Annotated in this window: 11 protein-coding genes and 1 pseudogene; 5 read left to right on the forward strand and 7 right to left on the reverse strand. The window is 68.1% G+C overall.

The annotated features are described in order from the left end of the window. Positions 1 to 50: 50 nt before the first annotated feature. A complete protein-coding gene (locus tag AB5L52_RS43935; RefSeq protein WP_351580968.1) occupies positions 51 to 1,175 on the reverse strand; it encodes an alpha/beta hydrolase-fold protein in 1,125 nt (374 codons plus the stop codon). A 338-nt stretch (positions 1,176 to 1,513) separates the two neighbouring features. Beyond that, positions 1,514 to 2,389: a polysaccharide deacetylase family protein gene (locus AB5L52_RS43940; protein WP_369368626.1), complete on the reverse strand. Its 876-nt coding sequence runs from the start codon at positions 2,387 to 2,389 to the stop codon at positions 1,514 to 1,516. Between the two features lie 484 nt (positions 2,390 to 2,873). Between AB5L52_RS43940 and AB5L52_RS43945 the strand changes: the two genes are divergently transcribed. The 3 genes from AB5L52_RS43945 to AB5L52_RS43955 are packed head-to-tail and all read left to right on the forward strand — an operon-like array spanning position 2,874 to position 5,954. Then, complete coding sequence (locus AB5L52_RS43945) at positions 2,874 to 3,206, forward strand: hypothetical protein (protein WP_369368627.1); 333 nt, start codon at positions 2,874 to 2,876, stop codon at positions 3,204 to 3,206. A 1-nt stretch (position 3,207) separates the two neighbouring features. Next, entirely contained in the window at positions 3,208 to 4,236 is a 1,029-nt protein-coding gene (locus tag AB5L52_RS43950) for a hypothetical protein (protein WP_369368628.1), read from the forward strand. Beyond that, positions 4,233 to 5,954, forward strand: coding sequence for a hypothetical protein (locus AB5L52_RS43955; protein ID WP_369368629.1), 1,722 nt, complete (start codon positions 4,233 to 4,235; stop codon positions 5,952 to 5,954). Before AB5L52_RS43950 ends, AB5L52_RS43955 begins: the two co-directional genes overlap by 4 nt. On the opposite strand, the gene AB5L52_RS43960 is transcribed toward AB5L52_RS43955, so the two are convergent. The 3 genes from AB5L52_RS43960 to AB5L52_RS43970 form a co-directional block, all read right to left on the reverse strand. Further along, positions 5,935 to 7,656 (reverse strand): APC family permease, encoded by a 1,722-nt coding sequence (locus AB5L52_RS43960; protein ID WP_369368630.1) that lies wholly within the window; start codon positions 7,654 to 7,656, stop codon positions 5,935 to 5,937. The two genes, AB5L52_RS43955 and AB5L52_RS43960, sit on opposite strands and share 20 nt — an antisense overlap. Before the next feature lie 433 nt (positions 7,657 to 8,089). Then, a complete protein-coding gene (locus tag AB5L52_RS43965; RefSeq protein WP_369368631.1) occupies positions 8,090 to 9,007 on the reverse strand; it encodes an alpha/beta fold hydrolase in 918 nt (305 codons plus the stop codon). Positions 9,008 to 9,268: 261 nt separating this feature from the next. After that, positions 9,269 to 9,694, reverse strand: coding sequence for a hypothetical protein (locus AB5L52_RS43970; RefSeq protein ID WP_369368632.1), 426 nt, complete (start codon positions 9,692 to 9,694; stop codon positions 9,269 to 9,271). Positions 9,695 to 10,522: 828 nt separating this feature from the next. Here AB5L52_RS43970 and AB5L52_RS43975 point away from each other — a divergent pair. After that, positions 10,523 to 11,569 (forward strand): hypothetical protein, encoded by a 1,047-nt coding sequence (locus AB5L52_RS43975; RefSeq protein ID WP_369368633.1) that lies wholly within the window; start codon positions 10,523 to 10,525, stop codon positions 11,567 to 11,569. A gap of 2,001 nt (positions 11,570 to 13,570) precedes the next feature. On the opposite strand, the pseudogene AB5L52_RS43980 reads toward AB5L52_RS43975, so the two are convergent. After that, a pseudogene (locus AB5L52_RS43980) lies at positions 13,571 to 14,017 on the reverse strand (DUF4158 domain-containing protein); the annotation flags it as partial. Between the two features lie 225 nt (positions 14,018 to 14,242). Between AB5L52_RS43980 and AB5L52_RS43985 the strand changes: the two are divergent. Next, a complete protein-coding gene (locus tag AB5L52_RS43985; RefSeq protein WP_369368634.1) occupies positions 14,243 to 14,812 on the forward strand; it encodes a hypothetical protein in 570 nt (189 codons plus the stop codon). Between the two features lie 365 nt (positions 14,813 to 15,177). Here AB5L52_RS43985 and AB5L52_RS43990 read toward each other — a convergent pair whose 3' ends face one another. Further along, on the reverse strand, positions 15,178 to 15,615 hold the full coding sequence (locus tag AB5L52_RS43990) for a glutaredoxin domain-containing protein (RefSeq protein WP_369368635.1): 438 nt from the start codon (positions 15,613 to 15,615) through the stop codon (positions 15,178 to 15,180). Positions 15,616 to 15,825 lie beyond the last annotated feature (210 nt).

Genomic DNA, 15,825 nt, shown 5'->3' on the forward strand with positions numbered 1-15,825 from the left:
TTTGCGGCCGGCCACATGTCCGGCTTCACGGGGTGTCGGGCCCAGGGGGTTCAGTGGGCGACCAGTCGCGAGCTGAGCCACTGGAGCGTGCTGGGGATCTCCCGCTTCCAGGTGTTGAAGTTGTGCCCGCCGCTGGGAAGGATGATCGACGAAATCCTGGTCACGTTCGTGTCCTGCACACTCTTGATGAATTTGAGCGTGTCCTTGTAATTGTGCTCACCGACCTTGCTGCTGGTGACGAGCAGCGACGTCTCGGGCGCGGTCAGATTCTTGATCGTCCAGAAGAGGTCGGCACGGTTCTGCAGGTTCTTGTTGCCGTGGAAGAGATCCCCGGTGGTCGGGTCGATCGGCGCCTTGTAGTACGGCGAAAGGCCCGCGGCGGCCGCGTACGAACCCGGGTGGTGCATGGCGATCTTCAACGCGCAGTAACCACCGGTCGAGTCGCCGACGATGCCCCAGCTGGCAGGCGTCTTGTCAACCCGGTAGTGCGCCATCACCGCGTCACGCAGATCCTTCGCGAAGAAGGTCTCGGCCTGCGGGCCACCGGGAACGTCGACGCACTCGGTGTCCCGCGGCGGCGCCACGGTCGGCCGCATCATCACCAGGATCATCGGCTGCATCTTCCCCTGCTTGGCCAGCTGCTGCGCCGTCGTGGGGTAATGCAGCTTGTCCACCAGGGCCTGGGCCGTACCGGGGTAACCGGTCAGCACGACCGACACCGGGAACTTGCGCCCGCGGTTCTGCGACTGGAAATACTCCGGCGGCAGGTACACGAACGCCGGCGTCGACAGATGGGTCGAACGACCGATGATGTCGACCTTCTGGACCTGCCCGGCCACCTGCGGCATCGAACTGCTCACACCGATGACCCGGGACGTGGAGACCACCTGGATGGGGCTGTTACTGCCCCCGGCTATGTGATCCACGACCACCCCCTGGCCGTTCTCCTGACCGAACAGGTCCGCCCAGCTCGCATAGAAACCGAAGGCCTGATTCGTGGCGAGTCCCACCGAGGAGAAGACCGCAAGCTGCGTGGCGAGCAGCAGGCCGACCCGCCCGAGGACGGCCCGCCAGTTCTGCCGCGCCAGCCGCGGCCACAGCCAGACCGTACCGGCGAACAGAACGGCGGCGATCACGACCGCCAGCATCAGCACTTTGTTGCTCGTCAGACCCATGGGCTGCTTCCTGCCTGCGCTCTCCGCCCGGCACGTGCCCACGCACCGTCGCGAGGGCTTGCCCGGGGCTTTCCTTGACCTTTGACCCGACTTTCCGGTGAGGAGTGAACCTCTCTCCCCGAGACACCGTCCTAGAGGGCGCAATGTCGCCGGATGCCCGATCGGGCCCGGGTTCAAGGTCTCTCGCAGAACTACGGGATGCGATGTCTGTCAGGATAGATGGGGAAATGTCGGGCGAGGTTCCCACCCATCCAGCCAGCCGCGGCGCGTATCGCGCGGCCCGTATCCCGAGGCCGAAAGAGTGCCACGGCGGCGATGCACACTGATTTCTGGTCGGTTCAGTGTCCGGCTGGCGGCTGTATGTAGTCCTCCAGGCGGGCCACCGCGAAGCCTTGTTCCTGGATACGCTTGAGCAGATTCGCGAACATCTCCGTCATGGTGGCGCCCTTGAGCTCCGCAGGACCGCGGAAATGGGCGAGGATGATGTCGCCGGGACGCAGCTTCTTGCCTGGGTTTTGGTACTGCATATTGCGTACCTGCATGGACTCGCGCCACCAGACGATCGCTCGCGGCCCGCATTCTCCCACCGCGATCTTGGTGTTGTTGTTGTACGCCCCGTAGGGCGGTCGGAAGAGGAACGGGGCGGTGCCGAACTGCTGCGTGAGGACCTTCTGGTCGCCGCACACCTCTTGCTTCTGGCGGGCCAGCGGGATGGTGTTCATCGCGGGATGGTGCAGGGTGTGGTTCTGGATGTGGTTGCCCATCGCCTGCAGCGGCTTGAAATACCCGTAGTCCGACTTGATGGCGTCGTTCATCAGGAACATCGTGATCGGGATCTTGAGGTCCCGCATCATCTCGATGAACTTGGGGTCCTTCTCCAGTCCGTCGTCGATGGTGATGAAGACGACCTTTTGGGATGTCGGTACGTACGTGAAGACCGGAACCGGGCCGGTCGCGGACAGCTTGATGGGTTTGTCCGCCGGGGGCTCGGGAGTCGCGAGCAGCGGCGTAAGGCCCCACTTCTGCCAGGCGGCAGGGTCAGCCGTGACGTGCGACGCGGTCCCGGGCGTGCCGCCGACGCTGGCGGACGCCGACGAGGTGGCCGCCGGGTGAGCTGCGTTCCCACCGCTCATGCCGCAGCCGCCTACCGACAGGGCCAGGAGCCCGCTGACCAGCGGGGCGTAGAACCTGCCGCCTATGTTGCGTCGCTTCACCCTACTGGTCTCCTGACTGCAAAGCTGACCTTGACTCTGCTGGAAAGGTAACCGCACCATGAAAGGCGAAGTTCAGCGGAGGGTGAGAATATGACCAAGGTCGACGCCCCCTCCGCACCTTGCGACTCAGCACAGCCAACGCCCGGCAGGGGGCGGCCGGTGCGGCTGGTGAAGGAGCGGCGCAGATGCTTGGCGCCCGAGGCCGGTGAGCCGCCTGCGCGTCACGCCCGCTTTCCTACCCGATCCGCGCCCTCCATGCGATCCGGATCGGATCGGCAGGATGGATCACGACATCACACTTGACCTGGGTGGTTTGTCTGGAAAGATCCGCCGGACAGGCTCTGGGCGGCCGGGGCTGAGGCAGGCTGATCGGACTGGGGCGGCTTGCCCCCGTGAGTACTCTGGTATCGGCGTTGAAACGGGAACCGCGGAACCGGTTTTGGCGTTCTGGGTGTAGACCTGAGCTCAGGGCGGGGGCGTTGGCATGGCTACGAGGATCTCGGTGACCGTCAAGGGGCCGACTGGTCTGGACGATCCGGACCGGATGCTTGACGAGCTGGAGGCGGAGACCGGTCTGTCCTGGCGTTCGTCGGCCGTCGACGAGGGCAGGGTGCTGACCGGCGGCATCGTCGAGATCGTCCTCGTGGCCGTCGTCGGCAAGGCGACCGAGATGACCGTGTCTGCCGCAGTGGATGCCGTGAAGCGGGTTGTCGAGCGCTGGCGCGGTGAGCGGCTGGATCCGCCCGAGACTTCGGTCGGCACCCAGTCCGTACCGGACGTGGCGGCGGGGCCGACGGCGGAAGGGCTGGACGGCTGAGATGGCGTCTCGTGCGGTGGTGATAGGACCGGCGAGGTACGCCGCCGATTCGGGGATGGACGGCCATCCGCCGATCGGTGCGAGCGCGCGTATGTACGGCGAGGTTCTCGCGGGCGACGAGATGTGGGGGACCGACTGCTGCCGGGTCCTGACCGAGGACGAGGTCCAGACGGCTGACGGCGTGATGAGGGCGTTGCAGGAGGCCGCGGACGAGACGGGGCCCGACGACATCTTCCTGGTGGTGTATGTCGGCCACGGCCAGTACTGGAGTGACGTTCCCGGTGCGCAGGTCCATTTCTCCGTGGGCTCGTCCTACCGGGACAAGCCATGGACCTGGCTTTCCAGTTGGTATGTCTACCGCGTCATGCGCAAGGCCAGGGCGAGGCTGAAGGTTCTGATCGCCGACTGCTGTTACTCGAACCTGCTGCCTCAGCTGGGGGAGGAGCCCGTCCTTCCCGGAGTCCTGGGCGCGCTGGACGAGGGCACCTGTGTGTTCACGGCCGTCAAGAATGCCAACTTCGCGCCTGCTGACGGTTGCTCGGCCCTGCCGGGGAATCTCGCGAAGTGCACACCGTTCAGCGGGCATCTGCTGCACGTACTGCAGGATGGCACGAAGGACCACAATCACCAGCTCACCATCGGCCTCTTGCGGGAGGCGGTGAAGAATGAGATGGAGAACTGCACAGGAGCCCAGCACCAGGTACCGAGGATGTCGCTGAACGACGCCCGTGACGGCACTCCGCTCTTCACCAATCAGATGGAGCTCAAGAAGCGCGACCCGGTCCCGCAGCTCCCGGTCGAGCCCTCGGACTGGGTCAAGACGTTGCTGATGGACCGGGACTCCCGCCTCGACGAACTGCTGAAGGACGAGCGGAAGACCGGCGACGTGGTGGCTCTGCTCAGCTCCAGGCCGGATGAGGCCAGCCGGCATCTCGCGCGGCACATCGACGTCAGGGCCAACCAGGCGTTCAACTCGCCCCATGCCTTTGCCCGCTACTGGAACCAGGTGGAGAAGGCACTGCGCGTATGACGGAGGGCCAGAAGGCCGCGGGCTCCGGTGTGGCCAGACGTTCCGGGGACGACGGTGCGACGGAGCCGTGGCGCTTCGGCTATGAATGGGTGACCAAGTGCTCGGTCGCCGACTTCAGGGAGCGCATGCAGGCCATGCGGGAGGGCGAGCAGCCCGTCACCGAGACCAGCGAGAGGCCCCGGCCCGCCAACGCGATCAGGGCCCTGCACGCGTTCGCCATGCTCAGCACCATCGACCGGCTCATCGAATGCGCGGTGAGTTTCGACTACCGGGACGCCGTCAACATGGTGGCCACGGCGGCGCTGAGCCGGAACATCATCCATGCCGCGGAACTCGCCATTCGGCAATGGGATGCCGAGCGCGCGAATGAGGGCCGGTACCCGCGGCTGACAGACGGCGTCATCCATGACATCGCCTGCCAGCGGACAGTGCTCGACGTGGCCGTCTTCGTCCGGGAGTGCCGTGACGCGGGAAAGCGCGAGCTGGTGGACAGGACGCTGCGCGTGTTCACCACGCCGAGTTCGGGGCGGACCAATCTCGACAAGGCTCTCCTCTACATCGCGCTGCGTGACGAGAGGTGCGGGGAAGAGGCCGCCGAGCTCCTCCGGCTGACCCTCGTCGCGATCACCGAGCACGTGCACGTGCCGTTGCTGGCCTCGTACACCGTTCCCAGAGAGTTCCAGGATCTCGCCGGCGCGCTCCACCAGCTCAGTCCCTCCGAGCGGATCCTGGAGGAGTGGGTCGACGCACAGCTGCGGATTCCGGATCACGTACCCGAGACAAGACGGATCGTCGCCCATCTGATCGCCACCCGGACCGACAGCCCCGACACTCTCGTGGAGCATGTCGGCAAACGGCTGTCCCAGCATGACATCGCGGAAATCTGCGGCCAGTTGGCGAGGCAGGGGGCCGTCGAGAAGTGCGTCCTGATCCGCGAGTACGCAGCATCGCGCGACAACGTGGAGCACCTGGCGGAGATCGTCATCACCTGGCACCGCTCAGAGGCTCTCACCAGGACGACCAAGGACCTGCTCGCCGACATCGTGGCCAGGGGGACGGCGCGAGCGGCCGGGCCGCGCTCGCCGGTGGAACTCGACTACCTGGACACGGTCCTGGGCAACTTCAACGCCCAGCCGGAATGCAGGAGGCTGCTGCGTATCGCCGCCGCGGCGCACACGGACAGCCGCTCCGGAACCGAGCTGGCCGATCTGCTGGTCAGGATCGAGCGGCCGAGGGACCGCAACCGAGTGGCGCAGACGATCGCCCAGAAACTGGCCGCGCGCGTCCTCGAACAGGGCGCCGACGCCGGGCTTTTCGTCGAGTACGTCAGAGGGCTGCGGGGCCATGGCCGCGCCGAGGCCGTCGATCTGGCCTGCAAGGAGCTGGCGGACCCGTCCCACTCCGTCGGGGTGCGCCGGGGTTCGGGTGCGGTCATCGCCGAGATCGCCGCCTGCCTGTACGGCGCAGAGCTGCCCCGCGACGGCTGGGACCTGCTCGAACGATGCCTGGAGAACGAGCAGCGTGTCACCCCTCAGGGCGTGGCGCTGGTCGTCGACCGGCTGCGCACCAGCACGATGGAGGAAGAGGACAGGTATTTCCTGCTCCGTGCCACGGTGGGCCGCTGGTCCGACACCAACCGCCGGGAGGAGGCGGTCGAGGAGCTGCGCGGCAGGGGATTCGAGGCGGAGGCCACGGAGGTCATTCGTTCGCTGCGTTAGCGGCCGCGGCGGGGCGGCCGGTGCCCGGAGCCGGCAGCATGGGCGCCACTTCGGCCATATGACGTCTGGACGCGCTGACCAAGCCCTCGAAGGCCGCGAGCGCCGCGGCGACGGCCAGGAAGCCCCCCAGGAGTTTGGGGAGGACTCCGACCGAGGAATCGCCCAGCAGTGTCAGCAGCGTCAGCACCGCGAGATGGCCGATCAGCCAGAGCCCGGCCTGGGCGGCGGGACTGGTGCGCCAGTGCCGTAACAGCGTCACGTGCACTTTGGCGTCGTACATCCGGCCGAAGGCGGGCAGCCACCGGGCGAGGATCGGCAGGCACAGCAGCAGGGTGCAGCCCACCGTGAGGGTCGCCATGCCTCGCCACAGGGGGGCCCAGCCCGCCCCGTAGAGGATCAGTGCGATCAGGGCGAAACCGGTCCGCGCCAGGACCTCGCGGGCGCCGCGCCGCATGCGGGACCAGCCGGTCAGGTGGTCGCGGAGCGACACGAGGACCACGCCCGGGACGGCGTAGACGACCAGCGTCAGGACTCCGGTAATCGCGACGAGAGAGCTCCAGCTGCCGCCGACCGCCAGCAGCGCGATGCTCGCGACGAAGAAGTCGACGACCAGGACCAGCCAGTACACGTCGTACCGCCGCTTCAGGGAGGCCTTGCGGGCGGTTTGCAGCCCGCGGTGCGTGAGATGGGCCCGGCTGAGCGCCGCCACCTCGCGGGTGAGCGCATGGGCGAAGACGAGTCCCGCGCCCATGGGTGAGAGCACGGCGCCGATCCTGAGCAGCCACCCGAGCCACCACAGGGAGAGGGCGAAGGCGAACTGGGCATAGGGCGACGGCTCGATGTCGGCCGGACTCCAGTAGGACGCCTGATACTTCGTGAAGACGACCTGAAGCGATATGTACAGGACCATCGCCCCGATGATCGTTCCGAAGACCGCCCTGCGGAGCCGGGCCGCCTCGCCGATTCCCCGTCCCCACCGCTTGATGTTCCCGGCGAAGTCCAGCGGTCCTTGGAAGCCGACGTAGGCGAAGATCACGCCGCTGCCGACGACCGCTGCCAAGGCGGCGCCGGCGCCTTTTCCGGTGCCGCCGCCACTCGCGTGGCCACTGTGGTGGTCGAAGCCGGCCGTGATCAGCAGCGCGACGGTCAGGACGGGGACGATGACCTTCACCACCGTCAGCCAGGAGTTGATCCTGAAGAAGATCCGCGGGGTCGCCAGGTTCACCGCGGAGATCGCCGCCATGAACACCAGCGCGTAGCCCCAGCCTTTGAGGGTGAGCGCCTGGGAGGAGTCCAGGAGCCCGTGGACCTTCCAGGACAGGCCTCTCGTCATCGCGACGGCCTCACTGGAGAGGTTGATCGCGTAGAAGATCCACAGGCCGGCCGCGACCACCGTCGCCACCAGCGCGCCGCTGCTCTGCAGCGGCAGGAATATCAGCCCGCCGGTCTTGGGGGCGACGGTGCCCAACTCGACCATGACCGCAGCGATGAGCAGCATGAGCAGGCCGCCGAACACCCAGGCCAGGTAGGCGTCCGAACCGGCCCGGCGGAACGCGTCGTCCGCGCCCAGCAGCCAGCCGGAACCGATCATGCCCCCAGCCGCCAGGCCGACGAGGTGGAACACCGACAGCCGCCGCTGCTCGTCCTCGTCCTCGGCCCGCACCGGCTGCCGGCCCTCAGGCTTCAATTCCCGGACACTCATCCGCCTGTTCCCCCGCGTAGCATCGGCAGATCCTCACGCACAGTGGCGAACAGGGTACTGGTCGGAAGGGGCCGAGGAAACGCGTTTGCGAGCAGGTACGCGCGGGCCCGGCGTTTCTGCCGCTCGCCGCCGTGGTCTGCGTGGAACCGACCATGTCGATGCCCATGCCGAAGCCGCCCGGCTGACTGCCGATACCGGCATGGTCCGGCACGGTGACGAAGGTTGCGCCCAGTGCGGGGGCCTGCGATCTCGACCGGGTTGTGCTGCAGGTCGGAGTCGTGGGTGCTCTTGTGCATGACCGCTACGAGGAGAGATCCGTCCGGGCTGCAGCCCACCGGCCGGAGGCGGTGGGCCGCAGCCACAGCGCTGCCACAACTGATGAGGTGGTCTGGACAGTTGACCTTTGACGTACGCCCCGGGGGTAGCGGTGGAGTTACCGAGATGCCGCGATCGATGCCGCCGTGAGTCTGTCCACGGCCGTCGCGACCGTCTCGGGGCTGGAGATCATCGTCAAGTGCCGGGCGCCCGGGATGAGCGTCGCGGGTGGTGCGCCGATGCGCCGGGCGGTCTCCTGTGGCGTCTGCCGGGTGAACACGTCGTCCTGGGCACCGAACACCACCGACTTGGGCAGGCGCACCCCGGCGAGCCGGGCCACCTGGTCCGTCGGCAGCCCCGGCACCCCGGCGGCCAGCATGCTCCAGAGCGCGTTCTCCGCGCCCGGCACCTGGAGCGGGCGTCGCCACTGGTCCAGGGCGGCGGCGTCCAGGGGCGGGCATGTAGGCCCGCACTGTGCGTCGTACAGGCTGCGGATCACCGCGTCGATGCCGAGCCCGAGCCGCAGCACGCTGGTGCGGTACGGGTCGATCAGCACGTACTTGAAGGCAGGCGGCGGCCCGGCACCCGTGTCGAGGGCGTCGCCGTCGAGGAGCATGACACCCCCCAGCCGGCCAGGGGCTCGCAACGCCGCCTCGGTGACCACGGCGGCTCCGCTGGAGTGCCCCACCAGCAGCGGGCGCTCACCCGGACCGCCGAGGTGCATGGCGTCGAGGAAGCCCAGGAGCTGCCGGGTGAAATGGTCGACGGTGTAGGGGCCGTGGCGCTCGCTGTAGCCGTCGCCGGTCAGGTCGAGTGCGTACACCCGGTGGTCGCGGGCGAGCAGCGGGGCAAGGCGCGACCAGGTGTCCACGGATTCGAAGGCGCCGTGCACCAGGACGACCGGTGGGCCCGCCGTACCCCAGGTCTGGTAGCGCGTGCGGATATCGGCGGCCTGCACGTACCTGAGCCCAGGCGGCGGCGCGGCACGCCCCGCCGTGACGCCGTTGTAGACGAACGAGGCCGCTGTGATGACCACCAGCGCGACGGCGCATCCCAGCGCGGTGCGCCGTAGCCACTGCCGCAGCCGGGAGCGGCGTGGCCGGTGCGGGCGCTCGGCAGGGAGCGACGGCGGAGCGGATGCCGGAGGGTCGCCCCCGTGCCCGCCCCCGTCTCCCTCTCCTGCTCCGGTTCGGCGAAGATCAGCTGTCACAGCCCACAGCATCGCCCATGGCACACCCGCGGTCGTCCTGCGGGGGGAGCCATCGTGATTACTCCGCCGGGTGTAGGGGAGCGCCGATCATGAGGTGTGCGGCTGTGCGGCTGGCGAGGCGGCCTTGGTGGTGGCGGTCGGACTGGCGCTGGTGCCGGCCGAGGGGGTGCTGAGCGACGCGGACGGGGAGGTGCCGGTCGTGGGAACGGTCGGGGGAGGCGTTTGGCTGGGCGCTGTCAGCACCGCGTCGGTGATCAGGCCGTCCGCGTTCGTGGTGAGGATGACAGGTTCGGCGGCGCCGAGAAGGTGATCGCAGCCCAGGTTGGTGAACGTCTGGTTGGCCCGTGCGGCAAGGAAACCGGAGAGGTTTGGTGCCATGGCCGGGTCCGGCGAGGGCGCCTTCTCGAAGAATGCCTTGTCCTTGAAGACGCGCTGGATACCGGCCGGGTCGCGGAAGAAGGTGGTGCAGAAGGCCGCTCCGTCACGGGCGGCGCCGGCAGCGACCGCGGGCATGTTGACTCCCTTCCGGTACGCGTTGGTCTTCGCGACGCTGCTACGGTCGTCAACGAGCGTCATCGGGTCGTTCTGGGGGACCAGAGCGATCGGCGCCTTCTGGTCTGCCGCGGCGGACAGTTCGTCCAGCGCGAGGGCGGATGTGGCCTGGCCGTCGCTGGACTGATCCGGCGCGGTGAACGGTTTGCAGCTGAGAGCGGGGCCGTGAACTGGGTCAGCAAGAGGTTGTCGCTGCCGTTGGCCAGAGCCTTGGGGGCGCTGGTGGTCGCTGATGTGGCCTTGCCGTTGTGCCGGTGGTGTCGGTCGTCGCGGTTGGTCAGCCGGGCGGTCGTATTGAGTGTGGCCCCGCTCGCGGCGTGGTTCTGGCGGGTCACTGAGCTGTTCCTCAGGATGCGTCTCTCCGCGGGAGTGGCCCACGGTCGCGCGGGCGCACGACGGTCATGACAGTGCGGACCCTTCTCAGCGAGACGGTGGGACAACCCACCCGACAGCCCGGCACGACGCATCCACTCGCGCTGCGTACCGAGCCCACGGGATGTTCAACGGACGCACCAGCCATTGCCGAACCTTGAACTGCCGAACCTTGAACCAGCGGGGGATCGGCCGGGGCCGGACTGCTGCGACATCTGCAGCGGGCGAGCCGCTGCGCGGTCGGCCCGACTCTCTCCGGCCAGGTCGGGAGTAGGTCCAGCGCCAGCGACTGGCGCTGAGGGAACATGTGATGGACGTACCTCTCGCGTCGGTCGTTGTGGCACGGCACCGTGGTCGCCGTTGCGGCAGAACTCGCCCGCCGAGTAGCAGTTGCCCGCGTTGGAGTCGAACGAGCACGTGGCGCTGTTGCTGCTGCCGCTGTCGAGGCCGGAGTTGCTGGGGTCGGCTGCTTCCGTCTTGGTGACGGTCACCGTCGGAGCGGGAGCGGGCTTGGCGGTCTTGATGACTGTGACAGCGGGTTTGGGCGTGGCCGTCACTGTCGCCGTGGCAGTGACGGTCGGTTCTTTCGCCTCTGCGGCAGCCTTGGCTGTCTCGTCGTGGGCGCCCGACTGGCCGATGGCCGAGCCTGTCGCCATGAGGACGAAGCCGCCTGCCCAGACACGCACGCTTGCGCCTGCCGGGCTGCAGTGGCGCTACCTGACACACGAGCTGCGTGCATCCCGCAGGGTGGGCGGTGCGAGCGCTGTCAGTGGGATCGGCTTGGATGTGACCGTGCCTGTCTCTGACCTGATCCGCCGGTTGCCCGAGATCTCGATCGTTCGGGACCGCTCCCGTGCCATGGCGATGTTGGATGCCATCCTGAGCCCGGAGTGGGGGGATCGATACTTCTCGTTCGACTCCCGGTGGTCGCCGACGGAGGAGATGGCTTCCATGCGCGACGGCTGTGGCAACGAGTACTCGATTGTTTTCTCGCCGGCGGGCGCCTATGCCCGCGGCTTCGATCACGAGTCGCCGATGACCCCGTATCGAGTGACGCCTCCGGCCCCGTGGCCCGGCCTGTTTCACGGGGTGCCGGAAGCGTTCCGCGCCCAGGTCGAGGAGCCTGCCTTCAGTGACCACGGGACGCCGCGGGCGACGGTGTGCTTCTGGCGCGAACAAGCCGACACCGTATGGAAGGCAGGGGCCGTCGAGCCCCTGCCGGAGGGCGTTGAGGACGGCGGCAGCGTCGAGTGGCTGTTCGACGTCCTGCTGGATGGCTGTCCCGAGGCATACCAGCAGTTCGCGGAGGAGTACTACGAGGTGCCGGTGGGCGCCGCGGCTGTCCGGCACGTCTATGCGCTGCGCCCCCTCACCCAGGGCGTCGTGTCGTTGCTGAACCCGTCGGTGGACATCTATGGCCTCGCGGAGGACATCGCGCAGATCGGATACCCGGTCCAGGAGTGACGGTCCGTCCGGACGCGGTGCTGCGCATCGCGGTGGCGCGGGCCGTTTCTGGCTCACCTCCGCGATGGGCAACACGGTCGCCATTGACGGGACGCTGAGCTCGCGCGGTGCCGAGCCGGCAGGCGTTGGGACATCGGCCAGGCGCTTGAGGGATGGGTCGAGGGCGGCCTGACTGTCGGAGTGACCCGCGAAGCCCTGAGCGATGTGAGGCGCAGGCAGGCCGCTGCGGATTGCGTCTGTGACGCCCTCGCTCAGTACCTTCACCGAGCTCAGGACCCTTCTCCACCGCGGTGCCGTCCGTGGCTATCCCGTCCGGCGACTCGCCCAGCAGCGCGAGCACGACCACCTCGCACCTCTGGCACTTCACCCCATTGACCGACAGGGCGTCACGAATTATCCACACTTATCAAACCATTCCTTTACGTCCGTGTATCCGTGTAGCCGCGCTCTCGCGGGCGAGATGCACCTAATGTCGTTTATGTTCTACTAACGGATCGTCAGGAGTCAGATGTGAACTGCGTACGCCGCTCCATGGCCCGTACGACCGCAAGTGTGCTGCTCACCGTGGGTGCCTTCGCGCTCGCCGCTCCCGCCCAGGCACAGGCGGCCCCCGCTCCCGCTCCCTCCGCTCCCGCTCCCTCCACTCCCGGCGGCTCCGCCGGCAGTGGCAGCAACGCCGCGCCCCCGGCTACGCCGCCGGGTGGTGGTGCTGCGTCTCCGGCTACGCCGCCGAGTGGCGGCGAGTCCCCGGCTACGCCGCCGAGTGGCAGTGGTGGCAGCAGCGGTGGTTCCCAGTGCACCGAGTCCGGTGGTCTACTCGGTGGTCTGCTGAGAGCTGTGCTCAGTCTGCTGGGCCTGGGCGGCGGCACGAGCTGCTAGCTCCCTGGCGGGACCCGTGACGGCGCGGGCGTGGTGGGTGTGATTCCTCGCCTGCGTGCTGTTCTTCGGGGTTGGATAGCCCCCGCTGGCCCGTGCGCCCCCTCCTGAGGCGTCGCGGGTCGGCGGGCTGGGAAGGGGGGCGTCCCGGGCCTCTTGTGATGGCCGAGGTCCGGGGCGCCGCGGTCTGTGCGGGAGCCGGTGCTGCGCAGCAACAATCATGTCCGGGGGTGGACTGCCGCGGGGTGGCCGGGAGTTCCGGTCGGCCCCTTTGTCGTGCAGCTGCGGGGCTACGCCGGCCTTGGGGAGGATCGGTACAGCGGATATCGGTGAGAACGATCACGCACTGAAGGGAAGGTCTCCGTGTTCTGGGGATGCCGCCGGCGTCCTGGAGGCCAGCGAAGTCGGCATGCCTCTGGACGATGGCCCCTGGGCGACGACCTCAGGGCGACGGCCTCTGGGTACGCGTCCTTCTCCTCGTGTTCGGCGAGCGCCCGGTAGATGCTGGCGACGGAAGGGTTCTGTTCCTTGCGCTTGCCGGTGGGGATAATCAGGTCGGGTTGGATGTGCTCGACGGACTCGCCGTTCGCGCGGCGTCGCGGCCCGGTGTGGGGGCATGCCGTGGGTGATGACCGGCGGCCGTCCGCCGTGCCTGTTCTTGCGGGAGGCGGTGTCGAGCACTTCGAGGGTGGACTCGCGGATGTTCTCGCGCGCGTTCTCCGCCATCGCTGCGAGGATCGCGAACAACAGCTTGCCTGGCGTGCGCCTTGATCTCGTGCGCGGTCTTCAGAGCCTTCTCGAACTGCGGGCGCACTCGCACGCGGGTGCTGATCTTCTAGCTGAAGACCTCGTCCCTCGGGGCGCTGTGCTTGGCGAGTGCGTCGAGTTGGGAGTCGAGTTCCTGCCCGAGGGTCGGGCAGTGTGTGTAGCCGATGCGGATGTCTGCGCTGGAGGTCCGGGTCGACGGGCGCCGGCGACGGGGTGCCAGGGGCGGCCGGGGCCGCGGTCGGCGGGGGTGGGCACCCGTAGCGCCTTCTTCAGCCGGGGCACCTTGGTGAAACGGCGGGTGCGGTAGGCGGAGACGACCGCTCCGCCGCGCGAGCGGCACGGCGAGCGGCGTCACCAGGTCGCCACCAGATCCCCGGGCCGAGCCGGATCCGTCCGGCGGGCAGCCTTCGCGCCCGTAGCGTGCAGCCGGTTCTCTGCAACTTTCCGGGCCTCGGACACCTGCCGAGCCAGAACGCTCACGCCGGGCTGCACCACCCGGTGACAGCGGAGCCAGCCCACCGCCTGGTCGAACAGCGCCACCGTGCCTTCGGTATGCGTCCACGCCCGCCCGTGCAGGAACGTACGGAACGGCCGGTCCCACTCGGTGTCCTCGTGCAGGTGGTAGCCGTAGGCATCCCGAATCTCCCACGCATGGTCGTACAGCGTCTGCCGCCGCTTGGTGTACCGAGTCACGACCGATGGGCCCTCGATGCCGAGTTGCGCGGCCGCCAGACGCTCCACCACCGGCCACGGCACCGCGAGCGGGTCCCCCAGGAACAAGGCCATGTACCGGACCGTGGACCGTGCACATCGGAAGCCTGCTCATCAGCCAGAAATTCCACCGGCACGAGCCGGGTGATAGCTGCCCCTCACCAGTGACCGACGATCTTCGAGGGCGTCCTTCCCGTAGCCGCGCTGCGTGGCACTTGTCCAGCTGTTGATGTCCGACGTCCACGTCCCGGCGCCGGACAACCCTTGCCAGCTAGACATGGGCCAGCGCAACCGCGCAATGGCCATAGGGAGGAAAGCATGAAAGCTGCGAAACGACTGGTTCTGCTTCCGACGACGACCGCGCTCGCGGTCGGCGGCAGCTTCACGGGTTCACCGGCGGTCGCCGCGGCACCGCTGCTCACGTCCAATCCGACCTCCTCCGGAGGACTCATGTCCGCTTCACGCCGCGTGCTCAGGCTCCTCACCGCGATGGCCGTCGCAGTTCTCCTCTCCGTCACCGGGATCGGCGTCGCCGCCCCCGCGAGCGCGACGACCGTCACCGCTTCGAGGACCATTTCCGTGCGGTCCGCCGGGTTCTACGCCGGCGGGGTCTGGGACATCTACCAGAGCAACGCCTTCCTGACGGTCAACCTGACGCAGGACGGCGGCGGGAACCTCTACGGCTCCGCCGTCCAGGGGGACATGGTCGGCACCCTCCTGAACGGTGCCGTGGACGGACAGAACATCTACTTCACCATCAGTTGGTCGAACGGGGCCGTGGGCCGCTACACCGGGGTTCGGGGCGCGGACGGGCGTCTGTCCGGGACCACGTTCGACCTGAACAACCCGGTCAGTCAGGCGACCTGGGTCACCTCGCGCACGTTCTGACCGAACGACAGAAGACCCCAAGACCCCCACGGTGTCGGGATACGCGCCGCGGGGGTCTTCGCGTTGAACCGTCAGATCACTCGGCATGCACAGGCCGTTCACCGCGACCAGGACGTGGACCCGCATTTTGGCCACGCTGCGAAATGCTGCTACCGGGGCCCTTCGCCTGACGGGCTACGACAGCATCGCCGCCGGACTCCTCCACCACGCACACGACACCGCCCGCACGCTCGCAGCCCTGGGCATCACGTGATCAACGCGCACATTCCGCGAGAACGACGGCTCCTGCTTGGCGCGTGCGTCACCGCTCTACTGTCCGTTGGTCGGCGTATGCGGACGCTTCTGCGATGTGGCGCCTCTCCCGGTCACGCGGAACGGGAGAGCTGCTTGCGCAGCCATGCGGGATCGGGGTTGGTGTGCGTTTGGCTCGCCACGATGACGGTTGGCACGGTCTCGTTGCCGTCGTTGGCTGCCCTCACTGCTGCGGCTCCGGCTGGGTCGCGCCAGATGTTGACCCAGTGCACGTGACGGGCACTGCGGCCCAGCCGTATGCGCAGTCGTATGCAGTACGTGCAGCCCGGTCGCCAGAAGACGACCGGCCGGCCGTCGATCGCGCTGCGGCGTTGTGCCTCCAGGGCGTTGATCGACCTCGGGAAGATCAGAGGCGAGTTCACGCCTGCGAGCAGCACAAAGATCAGCAGGAGGGCTGCGGCTGCGCCGGGGGACCCGCTGACGATCAGCCCAGCCGCAAGGACTGAGCCGCAGAACACCAGCAGCATCGGCAAGATCCAGGCGCGCATCATGAAGACGAAGGCTATCGACAGCCGAAGCCGGAAAGCGAGCAGTCGACGCTTCCCGATCGGATCAGGTCAGGACACACCACGGGCCCCGAGGGGATCAGTCATGACATCCTCGGGGCCCGGATCGGGGGATGCATCGTCCAACGACGCCGCGACCCTGCCGTCACGCAAGTGCCGACTGCGGTTTCCTCCATCGCCTCGGGCGATCTTCCG

The organism is Streptomyces sp. CG4, assembly GCF_041080655.1.
Classification (GTDB): Bacteria; Actinomycetota; Actinomycetes; order Streptomycetales; family Streptomycetaceae; genus Streptomyces.

Bases quoted from the DNA above. Each gene is read 5' to 3' on its own strand.
- AB5L52_RS43970 (WP_369368632.1), bottom strand. From the start codon at position 9,694: ATGCCCGCGGTCGCTGCCGGCGCCGCCCGTGACGGAGCGGCCTTCTGC.
- AB5L52_RS43935 (WP_351580968.1), bottom strand. From the start codon at position 1,175: ATGGGTCTGACGAGCAACAAAGTGCTGATGCTGGCGGTCGTGATCGCC.
- AB5L52_RS43950 (WP_369368628.1), top strand. From the start codon at position 3,208: ATGGCGTCTCGTGCGGTGGTGATAGGACCGGCGAGGTACGCCGCCGAT.
- AB5L52_RS43960 (WP_369368630.1), bottom strand. From the start codon at position 7,656: ATGAGTGTCCGGGAATTGAAGCCTGAGGGCCGGCAGCCGGTGCGGGCC.
- AB5L52_RS43990 (WP_369368635.1), bottom strand. From the start codon at position 15,615: ATGATGCGCGCCTGGATCTTGCCGATGCTGCTGGTGTTCTGCGGCTCA.
- AB5L52_RS43955 (WP_369368629.1), top strand. From the start codon at position 4,233: ATGACGGAGGGCCAGAAGGCCGCGGGCTCCGGTGTGGCCAGACGTTCC.
- AB5L52_RS43985 (WP_369368634.1), top strand. From the start codon at position 14,243: ATGAAAGCTGCGAAACGACTGGTTCTGCTTCCGACGACGACCGCGCTC.
- AB5L52_RS43945 (WP_369368627.1), top strand. From the start codon at position 2,874: ATGGCTACGAGGATCTCGGTGACCGTCAAGGGGCCGACTGGTCTGGAC.